The sequence below is a fragment of the Emticicia sp. SJ17W-69 genome, from assembly GCF_051209875.1.
In the GTDB taxonomy this organism is placed as follows: Bacteria; Bacteroidota; Bacteroidia; order Cytophagales; family Spirosomataceae; genus Emticicia.
The window spans coordinates 1,646,699-1,659,565 of sequence record NZ_JBNTQY010000001.1; the positions used below are offsets into that span (position 1 = coordinate 1,646,699).

Genomic DNA, 12,867 nt, shown 5'->3' on the forward strand with positions numbered 1-12,867 from the left:
TGACTTCTGACTTGCAAGGCTTGTGATTAATTGGAATATTTGAATACTTTTTGAGACCGACAAGCCAATTACAACTTTTGCACAACAATTACAACTTTTGCAAATATTCAGCTACAGAGTTGAATCCACTTAAATGTTAGGGTACTACATTTTTTATGTAGTACCTTTTTTCATTTAATTGAACCACCTATTCCCATACAATAACCTCTTGTTTATTATACCAAGATTCTAATTTTGGAGCGAATTCTTTTTCGATAACACCTCGTTTTATTTTCAGCGTTGGAGTCATTTTGTTATTATCTACCGTCCAAGGCTCTTTTAAAACAATGATTCTTTGTACTCGCTCATAAGATTTCAAGCGAGGATTTAATTCCTGCATGGTAGTTTCTAAACTTTCTCTAACTACTTGTTTATCAGTTGCTTTTCCTAAATCTGATAAGACAATTAAAGCAATTGGTTGGGGTAAATGATTGCCAACTACACAGATTTGCTCAATAAAATTATTATCGGCAAAACCAAATTCAATTTGTGCTGGAGCAACATACTCGCCTTTTGAGGTTTTATACATTTCTTTTACTCGACCCGTGATTTTTAGGTAGTTTTCTAAGTCCAGCTCGCCCACATCGCCCGTATGAATCCAATTATCAGCATCTATTGTTTCGGCTGTTAAAGCAGGTTCTTTATAATATCCCACCATATTCCACTTTGAGCGAGTTAATATCTCACCATTTTCTGGAGCTATTTTTACTTCCATACCAGGGTATAATTTGCCTACATAACCATCTTTGATGGCATCACTTGGCATCATGCACACAGCCCCTAAGTTTTCGGTCATGCCATATGCCTCCTGAATAATAATGCCTAATTTCCTGAACCATTTAATCAATGTTGCTGGCATTGGGGCTGCTCCTGTCAAAATTACCACGGCTTTGTCTAAGCCTAAGCCTTTTTTGATTTTACTCTTGACAAGACCACTTAAAAATGGGATTTTTAAAAATAAATTCAACTTCTTTTCAGGCATTTTTGCTAAAATACCTAATTGGAATTTCGTCCAAATGCGTGGTACAGCCAAAAAATGTGTCGGTTGTGCATCAGCTAAATTCTTGGCAAAACTATCTAAAGTTTCGGCAAAATAGATTGTTCCACCGATGGTTACGACGGCTGCCTCAATGATATTACGTTCGGCAATATGACAAAGCGGTAAATAAGAAAAAAAACGGGGGTTAGGATAATCCAGCTTGGCAATATTACGGGTTTGATAAATACCATTCGACATAGCACTGTATTGCAACATGACACCTTTGGGGTTTCCAGTAGTACCAGATGTATAAATAATCGTAAACAAATCATCCAAATTAGGCATATAATTTGTCGTTAGAGGGGCATAATTTGCCAGAATTGTCTCCCACTGCTCATGTGCTGGATCGGGGTTATAAGTAGGGAAAGAAATACATATTGTACTTTCAGGAATGCCTGATTTCATACCTTGCCAATCATCTAATTTTCCAACAAAAAGAACTTTACAACCACTATGTACAAGTACCTGATTGATTTGTTCATTGGTGAGTGTGGCATAAAATGGACATGAAACATGTCCCGCCATCATAATGGCGAAATCAGCAATGAGCCATTCGGCACAATTTTTTGAAACCAAACCTATGTTACTTTTGGGAGGAAGATTCAATGATTGTAAATAAGCTGCCAAACTTCGTACTTGTCTTCCTGCTTCTTTCCATGTAAAATCTCGGAAAGTATCTCCAAAAGGTTGGCGTAAGTAAATTTTATCAGGTGTTGTTTTTTCCCAATGGTAAAAATACTCCAAAAGGGATTTATCGGGTGAAATGCTCATAAGTATTAACAGGTTTTATAGTATTTAATGTTGGGTTGATAATATTGTTGACAAATTTGCACAAAAGAATGAAAAAATTAAATATTTTTAAGGAAATAAATCGTTTAAACATTAATAATTATCGAATCATGCTGGAAAAATAGGTATTTTTAAGAGAAGTACTGGGTAGAATTATAATTTTGAGATTTGCCTAAATTATAAAGTGTTTGTGCTATTTTTGAAAAACAAAAATTTTGTAAAATGAAAAACTTTTGGAAAATCACCAAGTTTGTCTTGCTCTTTATTGTAGTATTAATTGTTGGAGTATCAGTTATTTATTGGGAAAATGATATTCCTTTAGAGGTGTTGATTAAGAAATATGCCAATTTAGAGTCAAAATTTGTTCAAATTGACGGAATGTCGGTACATTATAGAGACGAAGGCAACCAAAACGATACAATTCCCGTAATTCTTATACACGGCACTGGAGCAAGTTTGCATACTTGGGAAGGTTGGGTTCGTGAGCTTAAAACAGAACATCGAATAATAAGATTAGATTTACCTGCTTACGGGTTGACAGGCCCGAATCCAACGGGTGATTATTCGCAAGATTATTATGCAGAATTTATTAATCATTTTTTGAACGAGCTGCACATAAAACAGTGTATTTTAGGAGGAAATTCATTGGGCGGAGCAATTACGTGGGTTTATGCGTTGAAATATCCCGAAAAAGTAAAAAAGATGATTTTGGTTGATGCGGGGGGGTATCCGATGCTCTCAAAGTCAGTACCAATTGCCTTTCAAATGGCAAGAATACCAGTCATCAAAACACTTTTCAAATACATAACGCCACGCTCAATTATTGAAAAAAGCGTACAAAATGTTTATGCTCAGAAAGAGAAAGTTACGCCTGAATTGGTTGATAGATACTTTGAGTTATCGCTTCGTGCAGGAAATCGAGGAGCTTTTTTAGATAGAATTAGTCAGAATATTACAAATAATAACTATCTAAAAATCAAAACTTTACAAATGCCAACACTCATTATTTGGGGCGATAAAGACTTATTGATTCCGTTGGATGTTGCTGAAAAATTTCACCATGATTTGTCAAATGATACATTGGTGGTTTTTAAAAACTTAGGCCATACGCCAATGGAAGAAGATGCACATAATACTGTAGCAGTAGTAAAAGACTTCTTGAAAAAGTAATTTGTTGAAAGATGAAGGTTGAGAAGAAATTATTCAGTAAATTTCTTTTTTAGATAAAATAAAGATTACTAATATTTACCAAATTTATAATATGATGAGTGGACGTTTTGCTATCGTCTGTTGACCTTTGTCCATCGACTATTCTATGAAAAAACTACTATTTTTTTTGACATTACTATATAATACGTGTGTTTTTGCTCAATTTTCGACCGAACCAATTCCGAGTTTAGATAATTCTGAAAGTTTATTTGACCATGACCAACAATTCAAGGCGTGGCTTGCTCGACAACCTAAAGGTACAAAAGGGTGGAAGTGGATGGCTCGCTATGAAAATGATTTGTTGCGGAGAATAGATGCTGAAGGTTCAATGCCAAGTAGCGAAGTATTATTAAAAAATACAAGCAATATTGAAAAACTTCGTAAAGCTTCAGCTAATGCTCGTGTGAAAGCCCCTGAGTGGTCACCGGCTGGCCCTTATGGCGATAGTAATTTGTTTGGAATTGGACGAGTCAATTGTATTGCTTTTCACCCAAAAGATAGTCTCACTTTTTATTTAGGCTTTGGTCAAGGTGGTATTTGGAAAACAACCAATGGAGGTAATTCTTATGTGCCTTTAGGTGATAATTTGCCAATTTTGCGAATTAGTGGTATTACTCTTGACCCTAATAACCCCGAAATTATTTATGCTTCATTAGCAGATTTTGCCTACATTGGCTATGACCTCTATACTGCTGATCGTAAACGCAATACTTATTATGGAATTGGTGTTTGGAAAAGTACTGATGGAGGAAAAACTTGGAAACAAACGGGTCTAAAAAATCAACTTTCTGAGGGTATTAATTCTATTACACGGACGGTTTGGGTAAACCCAAAAAACTCAAAAGAAGTAATTGTTGTTGGCACAAAGGGGATTTTTAAGTCATTTGATGGAGGAGATACTTGGTCAGTAAGGGTTTTAGATAAGATGAGTTCAGCTTTGGTACAGCACCCTACCAACTCAGATATTTTGTTTGCATCGGCAGTTTATGTAGCAACCACAAAGCAAGGTGAGGCCGGCCTTTGGAAATCAGAAGATGCGGGTAATACTTGGAAATTGACAGCATCAGGAATTAATGCGAAGACTGTTCAACGTGTCGAAGTAGCGATTTCCCCGACGAATCCTAATATTATTTATGCTGTTACTTGTGATGTTAATAATGGATTTGAGGGGTTTTATAGAAGTGTTGATACGGGAGAAACTTGGCAAAAATCAGCGTTTAAGGGCAATTTACTATCGACTGCTTATAATGCTTCGGGAGGGCAGGGCTTCTATGATTTGTGCATTTTAGTTCATCCAATTGAGCCTCAGACTGTTTATGTAGGCGGTTTGATTTTGAATGAAACCAAGGATGGGGGCAATACTTGGAAACAAGCCACGGGATATAATACAATACACCCAGACCAGCACGCTTTTGGTTATAATCCATTGAATAAAACCATTTATTTGTGTAATGATGGTGGCGTTTTTGCAACCAAAGAAATTATTGCCAGTGTAAATCAAAACCTTTCTTGGAAATTTGTAGCAAAAGGGATTAATGCAACCTCATGTTATCGTTTGGGCTTGTCTGATGATGGAAAAAGGGTCATTACTGGAGCTCAAGATAATAATATGTTTATGACAGAATTAGGTAAATCTTGGACGAGCGAGTTTGGAGGCGATGGGATGGAAGGGGCATTGGTTAATAATTATGTTTATGGCTCGTCACAATATGGTTATATTAGTTTTTTTGATCAAAATGATGTAAGAAAGATAGAAAAACAAATTTTTCCACCAGCTGCGAATAATGATTCAGGCGAATGGACAACACCTTTTGTGATTAACCAAGAAAAGAACCAGGTGATTATCGCTGGGGGTAATGTGTTTAAAGGAACTATCGGACAAGATCGAAGTTCGTTTGCTCCAATATCAAATTTCAAGATTTTTGGTACAACTAAATATCCCCAAGTATCAAGTGCTTTGGCAGTGCCTAAATCTAATTCAGACATTATTTATATTGCTAAAAAAAATACACCACTCTCTAAATTGCCTGCTGATTTATGGTTAACTACAAATAATGGTGAACTTTGGGAAAACATCACCAATAATATTTATAAAGATTCATACATCACCTATCTGACAGTTGACAACGAATTTCCTGACCGAGTATGGGCAACACTCAGCAATTTTGTGGAGGGAGAAAAAGTATATTATTCGAGCAATGGAGGTAAGAACTGGGAGAATATTAGTTATAATTTGCCAAATATTCCAGCCAATTGTATAGTTTATCAATCGGATGATAACTCGGATGTCTTATACGTAGGGATGGACATAGGTGTGTACTATTTGGTGATAGGTACGCAAGAATGGAAACCTTTGATGGGTAATTTGCCCAATGTTATTGTACATGAATTGGAAATCAATCAAGCTACAAAAAAACTCTATGCAGCAACTTTTGGGAGAGGGATTTGGGTAAGTGATTTATTATCTGATGTGAACCCTCAAAGTAATGAGTTTTATAATATGAAAATTAGCCTTTATCCAAATTCGAATAATGGTACTTTTACTATCAAGGCTGATTATAATGATATAGAATCAATTCAAATTATTGACATCATGGGTAGGTTGCAACATGAAGAAACTCTTCAGACTAAGGCTTTGAAATTTGGAAAGAAATTTAATGTAATTGGCTTACAGTCAGGGCTTTACTTTGTAAAACTTACAAGCGGTAATTTAGTAAAAGTAGTAAAAATGGTAGTAGAATAATAGAATTTATGATTGTTGATTGACAAATGACGAATTCTTTTTTTGAAATTTTTTATTCATAAATAGAATTTGGCATTGATATTGTGAAGTCAATCTATATAAATCAATAAAAATCAAAAAACTACCATTTTATGCAAGATTCAATCCTAATTCCAACTGAGTATATTCAGCAAGTACTTGAAAAAACTTCAGGCGTTCGTCCAAATCTTAAAGATGAGTTATCTTATTTGAGAATGTCGCTTTCGTATTTAAGAGAAGGCATGAATGTAGATCAAGCCATTGATTTAGCTACGATGGATTATCTGATGTCAATGTAGAATTATTTATATTTTTTAGAATACTTTCCAAAATAAAATACTGGGAACTGGAATAGAAAATAAAGTAAATAAGAACCATGTAGGGAAATTGAGCAACTAATAAACTGATTGTTAGCCATACATTTGAAAAAATTAACAATACAGCTCCCAATATCCCTACTTGGTAAGCCTTTTTCTCAATTGGTCGGTAATAGGCCATCCAACAAAGAATTAACATCTGTGTTGAATAAATAAAACTTATTACCAGCAATTTGTCAGGGATATAAGGTGTAAAAACAAAAAGTAGTCCAAGGATAAACAAGATACTCACAGCCATTAGCTTCCATTCTCGAAAAGCTGAAAAATAGGGGGGTAAGCTGCTACCTTCATTTCGAAAAATATTGATATATGTAAATTGAGAAAGATAAAACCCCATTGTATTAATAAAATAGAGTAGTTCTTCATTTTCATAGAGTTGCAGCAAAATACCTCCCACACAAGTAAACAAAAGAGCTTCAATTAAAAGCCAATCGTTTGTGACAAATTTTGATTTTCTATTAGTGATATAATACAAAACCAAAATGAGATTTGTAATTGATTCAATCCCCCCAATCTTCTGTATAAAAATAGTCTCCGTATAAAAGTTAGCAAAAATAATGGCTGGAATAGCACAACAATAAACAATATACCAGAGTTTTTTCATTTAAAATAAATTCTACTTTATGTTTTCCATAGAAATAGAGTTTTCGCTACAACTATTATTTACGCTGACATAAACAAATTTAAATGTAATACTTCCCTGTCGTTTCTTTGAATAAAAATATATTTATAAAAGCTCTTTACGTTTTAAGATAGATTCAAATAATTTCAAATCATGCTCACTATTAAATACGTTGAATGGGAAACGTAAAAATTGCCCTTTACCAATAATAAGTAAAAAAGAATCAGCTACCTTTTCTGCCGATTGTATGCTGTCCCATTTCATTACACCACCTTCTTTTTGATTGATTTTTACCAAAATTCTGCTACTATCAATCTCGTACATAAATTTATCAAACATTTGTTTGTTTTGCTCCATTTGTGAGGCCGCATAGAATTGTGCATACCAAAATAAAAGATAAAGCCCAGCTCCAATGACCGATACTACAGGAATCCACCAGTTTTTGTAGCTTCCCGTGAAGTGCAGAACAAGCCCTAATAAAAATACTCCTGCTGGAATCAACAACCATTTCCATCCACTCTTCAAATGACGTTTGAAAGAAATGCTTACATACTCTTTTTTGTCTAATGCAAATTTTTTAGTTTTAACTATCATTTTGTTTTTTTATCATTAAAATGCTCAATCGGTGAGTTTCTGTTACCAATTGACTAATCATTACGCAATCTAAACACAAAAATAGAAAAAGGCTCTGAGAATGTCAGAGCCTTTTTTATAAATTTCGATTTTTGATGATTGAAATGATATATGTTTGAGTACAATTGTTAAAATCTTATGTGTCAAATCATTGATTAGTAGAGTTTTAGCATATTTTTTATAAATACTCTTTTAAATAAAAAAACTTAATATTTTTTAATCATTATTTTTCTTTTCAACCTTCTCTGAACTGAATCGTATCAATTACATATTTGTTGGCATCAGCACGTTTAACCAAAATATACACTAAAAAATCTTTGTTTCTACTTCGATACGTGCCTACACTATATCTGAGGTCGGCATTCGATGCTCCTTGATAAACATATTGAAAAGCCAAAGGTGGATTTTTTTGAAAAAATATTTTAAAAATCTGTTCAGCTTGTTGAGAAGAAATTTTTTGAAAGTCAATTTTTTCTGAATCTATGACTAATTCTATTTGTTGATTGAGACAACTTGCCAACATTCGAGGATTCCCCCCTCTAAATGACATTCTGATTCGGTCTGCAAGCTCATTATCTTCTCCAATGCTTTTAGTGTTAGGTTTTGTGGCACTCGTAAGAAATATAAAAACGATTGCAGACATTAAGTATTTGATGGCCTTCATAATGTTTAAGTTTTGAGTATCTTTGTCCGATCTATGGTTCGTGATAGTCATTTACACAAACTATGCCAAAAAATTATTAAATGGATATGTTTTTTGTTGATAACTTTATACGATTTGTATGAAAACTTTTTACATTTAATAATGCTTACTGAAGCTGATAAAGCGTTATTTTTACAGCCTAATGGAATAGTATTATTGGTAAAAAAACGTACTGATTGCTTATTAGCAAAAGTAATTTGGAGATGGTTTATCGTAGTGTTTTTGAAGAGAAATAAAGTTAAATTGATAATCAATAAAATATATTTATAGTTTTCGAATCGCTATGTCAAACCTCCTCTATTTCGTCAAATTGTCAAATTAATTAAATTACTGTGTATTTATGTCAAATCAATTATTAAATCGCAATGAAACTCTTCAAAAAATACGTCGCATTGCTTATCAAATTTATGAGCAAAACTTTGACGAATCTTTTCTTATTGTTGCGGGTATCAATGGAGAAGGGTATCATTTTGCTGAAATATTAGTCAATGAATTGAGGCAAATATCTGATTTAGAGATTTTTATTGCTAAACTAAGCTTTGATAAACAATCAGTTGAACAACCTGATATAAAGATTGAAAGTGATGTAGATACTTTTCGCAACCGAAATGTCGTTTTATGTGATGATGTCTTAAATACTGGTAAGACATTGGCATTTAGTTTGCGTCCTTTTTTAAGTATTCCTTTAAAAAAATTGCAAGTGGCCGTAGTAGTGGATAGAAATCATCCTCGTTACCCTATTGCAGCCGATTATGTTGGATATTCGCTTTCAACTACCCTCAATGAACACATTCAAGTAGTATTAGGTGACAACGAAAAAATAGGGGTTTATTTGTATTAGTAGAGACGTATTGCATACGTCTTTTTCGAGATAAAAATGAATTAAAAATATGTCTAAAGTATTGATAGTAAAGATTTTGTGTGTTTTTGTCTCAACATTTATGTTGTATAGCTGCAGTAAAACTACTGAAGAATATTCACCAAAACCACGTGGATTTAATCGCATAGATTTACCTACTCCAGCCTATCAAAAGCTTGGCGATGAACATCCTTATACTTTTGAGTACTCAAAATATGCCATTGTTCAGCGTGATACCTTTCGTAATGCCGAGCCACATTGGATAGTTTTATATTATCCAAAACTCAATTCACGTATTCAATTTACCTATAAACCTGTCAATAACGATCCTGCTCGTTTACAGAATATGATGGCAGATGCAGCAAAGTTAGCCTTTCATCATGATAAAAAAGCCTATTCAATTACTGATAAACTTTTGCAAACAAAAGATGGGAAAAGAGCTGTCATTTTTGAATTAGAAGGTGAAGTGCCAAGCCCTTACCAATTTTTTGTAACTGATAGTACTAAACATTATTTGCGAGGAGCAGTTTACTTAATGACTGCCACTGAAAATGATTCTCTTCGCCCAATTATTGATTATATGAAAGTCGATTGTCGCCATATTTTAGAGACTTTAAAATGGAAGAAGTAATTTTTATAATGCAAAAATTACTTGGAACTTTAAGTTCATCTTGTCATTTGTTTTAAGACCCAAAAGAGAAGGACGTTCAACATTAAAATCAGTTAATGATACATCAAATTTACCTTCAATAACTAATTTGTTTACAAAATCTTCTCTTGTCGCAATGATGGTCACTGGTTTAGTGATACCATGAAAAGTGAGGTTTCCTTCAACAGTCAATATATCAGCAGCAACTTTTATTTGTTTACTCACAAATGTTACTTTCGGGAATTTCAATGCCTCCATTACTTCTAAAGCATGAGAATCTCGGTTGGCATTTCCACTATTAAATGTATCTAATTTTAAGGCAACGGCTACTTGTTCAATCGCTTTTGTTTTATCATTCAGTACAACCACCGCATTCACATCCTTACAAACTCCATCCCAAGAGTGCATTGGATGACTCATGGAGTAAGTGACAGAGGATGCCGCTTTATCTGCTAATAGTTTTCGACCATCAATCTTGGTCGAAAAAGCAAATAAAGGGAATATCAGTAAAAAAAAATTCTTAAGTGTTTTCATGTCGATAATGTGTCAAGTTGTTGATAATCAATGTTTTGTGGATGGCTAAAATTCAAATTTTAATACAACCATTGAGCCTAAATAAGTGGCAAAGCTCGTATAAGCGGCTGCTCTATGATAAGGTTTGAGTGTATAATCTTTTTTAATTTTAGGACCTAAAACACTCGTCGTAATCATACCTGTAAGGTGAATATAAGAGAGATATCTATGGACTTTTATATTACTAATTCCTTTTCTATTGACTAAGGCAGGTGGGGCCGTAAACGCCATAAGTGCTGTAGTGGCATAGCCAATTTGAACGCCTAAACCTGTAGCTTTATGAGCTGATCTCAACTTATCACTATAGGTATCAGGATTATAAAGTCTGGCCCCAAGCAAACCCTGAGCAATCATTCCAGCAGCAGTAAGGAAGCCCATTGCTTGATGAACTTTAAACATATTTCTACGGATTTTCAATTCTTTTTCCCGATTTGCGGTAGTAAGTTTTGGTGCAATACCTATACTTCTGTAAATCCCTTTTTCCCCCCAAAAGAGCCTTTGGCTTAATAACATTTTATCAGGTAATAACTTTGTTTGTTGTGGGGTATTTTCTAAATCTAATAAGAGACTATCGGCTTGAGTATTTTGTGCATAGGTTATAAAAGTAGATAGGCAGCAGATAAGTAAATATATTTTTTTCATGCAATAAAATATTTAAGATTTAATCAAATTGAGATAAAAGAGTGCATTTTATAATATAAAGGAAGCCGATAAGATCAGCCCCCTTTTATTATAGAAACACATACCTCTTACGAGATTAATCAATATATACGAAAAATTGACTACTTGGTTTTAAAAATCTGGCGAATTCTTTAAAAATTAACCTGTTATTTTTAAAGAATTTCCACTATTTAGGCTTTCAACTTTATATGCTTGTAAAGCTTTAACGGCTGGGTCTTTTTGAACTTTTCCTGTTGAGGTAAATTCAGAACCATGATTTGGACATTTAAAATCGCCAGTTCCGCCTCTAAAATCAATTGTAGAACCTTGATGGGTACATATTTTTGATAAAGCCACGATAGTTCCTTTAGCATTGGCGATAATAATATCTGCTACATAAGTAAACTCACCTTCTGTTTTTAATTTTTTAAAATCTTTGTGAGTCAAATCAATTGTAAAGTCGATTGTGCCTGTTGTTGAGCCTGTAATACCTGTATCTACATTACCTGCGGGAGTTGTTGGCGTGGTGGGAGTTGTTGGTGTAGGATCATCACTGGCAGATGTGCAGGCTGTCATACTTGTACCAAGACAATAAAACGACATCAATGCTGCACTACTCATGCCTAATTGTCTTAGAAATTGGCCTCTGCTTAATTGTATTTCTTCCATAGTAAGATTTAATTTATGGGTTTAAACTTTTCCTTCTATGGTAATTACGAGTATTACTAAATCATGGTTGCGTTTCGGTAGAAAATAAATAGTTTATTTATCTAAATAGTTTTTTGCCTCATTTTTAGTTGAATTATATTCAGCATAATCTAAACATTTATTATAAAGTTCATTGGCACGTAGCGTGTTGCCTGCTCGGTGAGCGATGCGAGCCAATCCAGCATAAGCCATGGCATAATAATCGGAAGTGTATCGGTCTGAAGGTTGGATTTTTAAGACAATATTATATATATCTAACGCTTGCTTATCATTTTTTTTGCCTTTTTCGGCAATTTGCCCTTCAAATAAATTAGCTGCTAAAATATATTCTCTTTCATTGGTCTTTTTAAGTATTTGAATCAATAGGGTTGCCTCTTCATATTTTCCATTCATTACCAATGTTTCGGTATGTCGCATGGTATAAAGTAAGTTATTTGGATATTTATCATGCAACCAAGTAGAATAAATCAGGGCTTTTGGGTAATTAGACTCATATTTTAGATTTACTCCTGTGAGATAATAAGCAGCTTCTATTCGAGAGAATACTGATTTTTGAATGGCTTGTTCCAGTTGTAATAAGCCTAATTTTTTATTCCCATCTTCAAGAAAAATCATGATTGGTTTAACAATAGGATGAGTTTCAGGATATTGGATTCTATAAAAATTATATAATCCAGACGTAAAGAGAAACTCGGGATTTTTTTCCACCCATTTTCTACCATCTTTCAAATAACTATATGCTTTCCGTGCTTCATTAGCTGCTTTTATTTGCTCTTTTTTGTCGTTTAGCACCAGAGCTATGTAGCCATGCGAAGCAACCAAGAAAAAAGTGCCTTCAGCTTTGCGAGATGGGTCATTAAGCAAAGGCTCTGCTAATGTCTGACACCTTTCAAGTAGTAAGATATATTGATTTAATATTTTTTGATTTTTTTCAATCGGCAAATTTTGCCATTGCATCTGCAAAGCACTTAATAAAGGAGAAACAGGGTGCTTGGGATATTTAGCCTTAACTTTCTGAAAAAAAACATCAGCCTCTTTAAATTCAAAGTTGTAAAGTTTATCCAACCCCTTGATAATCAATTGCTTAGATTCATTATCATTCAATAGTTGAGCAAAAGTTATAGGAGATATGAAAAGAAATAGAAGTATAAAAAATAACCGTTTCATGTATTTTCAAAGTATATGTAGTTTACTAACGAAAAATATGCAAAAAAGCCTCCCCAGAGGAAGGCTTTTTTTTGCTTCG

13 protein-coding genes are annotated in these 12,867 nt (G+C 33.7%); 5 read left to right on the forward strand and 8 right to left on the reverse strand.

Annotation, left to right across the window (positions count from 1 at the left end; genetic code table 11):
* Positions 1–187: 187 nt before the first annotated feature.
* On the reverse strand, positions 188–1,849 hold the full coding sequence (locus ACQUQZ_RS06700) for an AMP-binding protein (protein WP_435354056.1): 1,662 nt from the start codon (positions 1,847–1,849) through the stop codon (positions 188–190).
* A 240-nt stretch (positions 1,850–2,089) separates the two neighbouring features.
* Between ACQUQZ_RS06700 and ACQUQZ_RS06705 the strand changes: the two genes are divergently transcribed.
* The 3 genes from ACQUQZ_RS06705 to ACQUQZ_RS06715 all read left to right on the forward strand — a co-directional run bounded on the left by ACQUQZ_RS06705 (position 2,090) and on the right by ACQUQZ_RS06715 (position 6,136).
* Positions 2,090–3,037: an alpha/beta fold hydrolase gene (locus tag ACQUQZ_RS06705; RefSeq protein WP_435354058.1), complete on the forward strand. Its 948-nt coding sequence runs from the start codon at positions 2,090–2,092 to the stop codon at positions 3,035–3,037.
* Between the two features lie 145 nt (positions 3,038–3,182).
* Positions 3,183–5,819, forward strand: a complete 2,637-nt coding sequence (locus ACQUQZ_RS06710) for a VPS10 domain-containing protein (RefSeq protein WP_435354059.1) — start codon at positions 3,183–3,185, stop codon at positions 5,817–5,819.
* A 131-nt stretch (positions 5,820–5,950) separates the two neighbouring features.
* Positions 5,951–6,136 carry a hypothetical protein gene (locus tag ACQUQZ_RS06715; RefSeq protein ID WP_435354061.1) on the forward strand — a complete coding sequence of 62 codons (186 nt, stop codon included), beginning with the start codon at positions 5,951–5,953 and terminating at the stop codon, positions 6,134–6,136.
* Here ACQUQZ_RS06715 and ACQUQZ_RS06720 read toward each other — a convergent pair.
* The 3 genes from ACQUQZ_RS06720 to ACQUQZ_RS06730 form a co-directional block, all read right to left on the reverse strand.
* Positions 6,108–6,818 carry a lysoplasmalogenase family protein gene (locus tag ACQUQZ_RS06720; protein WP_435354062.1) on the reverse strand — a complete coding sequence of 237 codons (711 nt, stop codon included), beginning with the start codon at positions 6,816–6,818 and terminating at the stop codon, positions 6,108–6,110. The genes ACQUQZ_RS06715 and ACQUQZ_RS06720 overlap by 29 nt on opposite strands.
* 123 nt (positions 6,819–6,941) lie before the next feature.
* Positions 6,942–7,430, reverse strand: coding sequence for a YcxB family protein (locus tag ACQUQZ_RS06725; RefSeq protein WP_435354063.1), 489 nt, complete (start codon positions 7,428–7,430; stop codon positions 6,942–6,944).
* A 274-nt stretch (positions 7,431–7,704) separates the two neighbouring features.
* Complete coding sequence (locus tag ACQUQZ_RS06730; protein WP_435354065.1) at positions 7,705–8,133, reverse strand: DUF4783 domain-containing protein; 429 nt, start codon at positions 8,131–8,133, stop codon at positions 7,705–7,707.
* Between the two features lie 379 nt (positions 8,134–8,512).
* Between ACQUQZ_RS06730 and ACQUQZ_RS06735 the strand changes: the two genes are divergently transcribed.
* On the forward strand, positions 8,513–9,013 hold the full coding sequence (locus tag ACQUQZ_RS06735; RefSeq protein WP_435354066.1) for a phosphoribosyltransferase family protein: 501 nt from the start codon (positions 8,513–8,515) through the stop codon (positions 9,011–9,013).
* A 49-nt stretch (positions 9,014–9,062) separates the two neighbouring features.
* Positions 9,063–9,662, forward strand: coding sequence for a gliding motility lipoprotein GldD (gene gldD / locus ACQUQZ_RS06740; RefSeq protein ID WP_435354068.1), 600 nt, complete (start codon positions 9,063–9,065; stop codon positions 9,660–9,662).
* A gap of 3 nt (positions 9,663–9,665) precedes the next feature.
* Here the strand turns inward: gldD and ACQUQZ_RS06745 are convergent, their stop codons facing one another.
* From ACQUQZ_RS06745 to ACQUQZ_RS06760, 4 genes are all read right to left on the reverse strand, one after another.
* The gene (locus ACQUQZ_RS06745; RefSeq protein ID WP_435354070.1) at positions 9,666–10,214 is read right to left on the reverse strand and encodes a YceI family protein; all 549 of its coding nucleotides are present in this window, start codon (positions 10,212–10,214) and stop codon (positions 9,666–9,668) included.
* A 45-nt stretch (positions 10,215–10,259) separates the two neighbouring features.
* Positions 10,260–10,895 (reverse strand): hypothetical protein, encoded by a 636-nt coding sequence (locus tag ACQUQZ_RS06750; RefSeq protein ID WP_435354071.1) that lies wholly within the window; start codon positions 10,893–10,895, stop codon positions 10,260–10,262.
* Between the two features lie 177 nt (positions 10,896–11,072).
* The gene (locus tag ACQUQZ_RS06755; RefSeq protein ID WP_435354072.1) at positions 11,073–11,582 is read right to left on the reverse strand and encodes a ubiquinol-cytochrome c reductase iron-sulfur subunit; all 510 of its coding nucleotides are present in this window, start codon (positions 11,580–11,582) and stop codon (positions 11,073–11,075) included.
* 93 nt (positions 11,583–11,675) lie between these two features.
* On the reverse strand, positions 11,676–12,788 hold the full coding sequence (locus tag ACQUQZ_RS06760) for a tetratricopeptide repeat protein (protein WP_435354073.1): 1,113 nt from the start codon (positions 12,786–12,788) through the stop codon (positions 11,676–11,678).
* Positions 12,789–12,867: the final 79 nt, after the last annotated feature.

Bases quoted from the DNA above. Each gene is read 5' to 3' on its own strand.
- ACQUQZ_RS06700 (WP_435354056.1), bottom strand. From the start codon at position 1,849: ATGAGCATTTCACCCGATAAATCCCTTTTGGAGTATTTTTACCATTGG.
- ACQUQZ_RS06705 (WP_435354058.1), top strand. From the start codon at position 2,090: ATGAAAAACTTTTGGAAAATCACCAAGTTTGTCTTGCTCTTTATTGTA.
- ACQUQZ_RS06710 (WP_435354059.1), top strand. From the start codon at position 3,183: ATGAAAAAACTACTATTTTTTTTGACATTACTATATAATACGTGTGTT.
- ACQUQZ_RS06715 (WP_435354061.1), top strand. From the start codon at position 5,951: ATGCAAGATTCAATCCTAATTCCAACTGAGTATATTCAGCAAGTACTT.
- ACQUQZ_RS06720 (WP_435354062.1), bottom strand. From the start codon at position 6,818: ATGAAAAAACTCTGGTATATTGTTTATTGTTGTGCTATTCCAGCCATT.
- ACQUQZ_RS06725 (WP_435354063.1), bottom strand. From the start codon at position 7,430: ATGATAGTTAAAACTAAAAAATTTGCATTAGACAAAAAAGAGTATGTA.
- ACQUQZ_RS06730 (WP_435354065.1), bottom strand. From the start codon at position 8,133: ATGAAGGCCATCAAATACTTAATGTCTGCAATCGTTTTTATATTTCTT.
- ACQUQZ_RS06735 (WP_435354066.1), top strand. From the start codon at position 8,513: ATGTCAAATCAATTATTAAATCGCAATGAAACTCTTCAAAAAATACGT.
- gldD (WP_435354068.1), top strand. From the start codon at position 9,063: ATGTCTAAAGTATTGATAGTAAAGATTTTGTGTGTTTTTGTCTCAACA.
- ACQUQZ_RS06745 (WP_435354070.1), bottom strand. From the start codon at position 10,214: ATGAAAACACTTAAGAATTTTTTTTTACTGATATTCCCTTTATTTGCT.
- ACQUQZ_RS06750 (WP_435354071.1), bottom strand. From the start codon at position 10,895: ATGAAAAAAATATATTTACTTATCTGCTGCCTATCTACTTTTATAACC.
- ACQUQZ_RS06755 (WP_435354072.1), bottom strand. From the start codon at position 11,582: ATGGAAGAAATACAATTAAGCAGAGGCCAATTTCTAAGACAATTAGGC.
- ACQUQZ_RS06760 (WP_435354073.1), bottom strand. From the start codon at position 12,788: ATGAAACGGTTATTTTTTATACTTCTATTTCTTTTCATATCTCCTATA.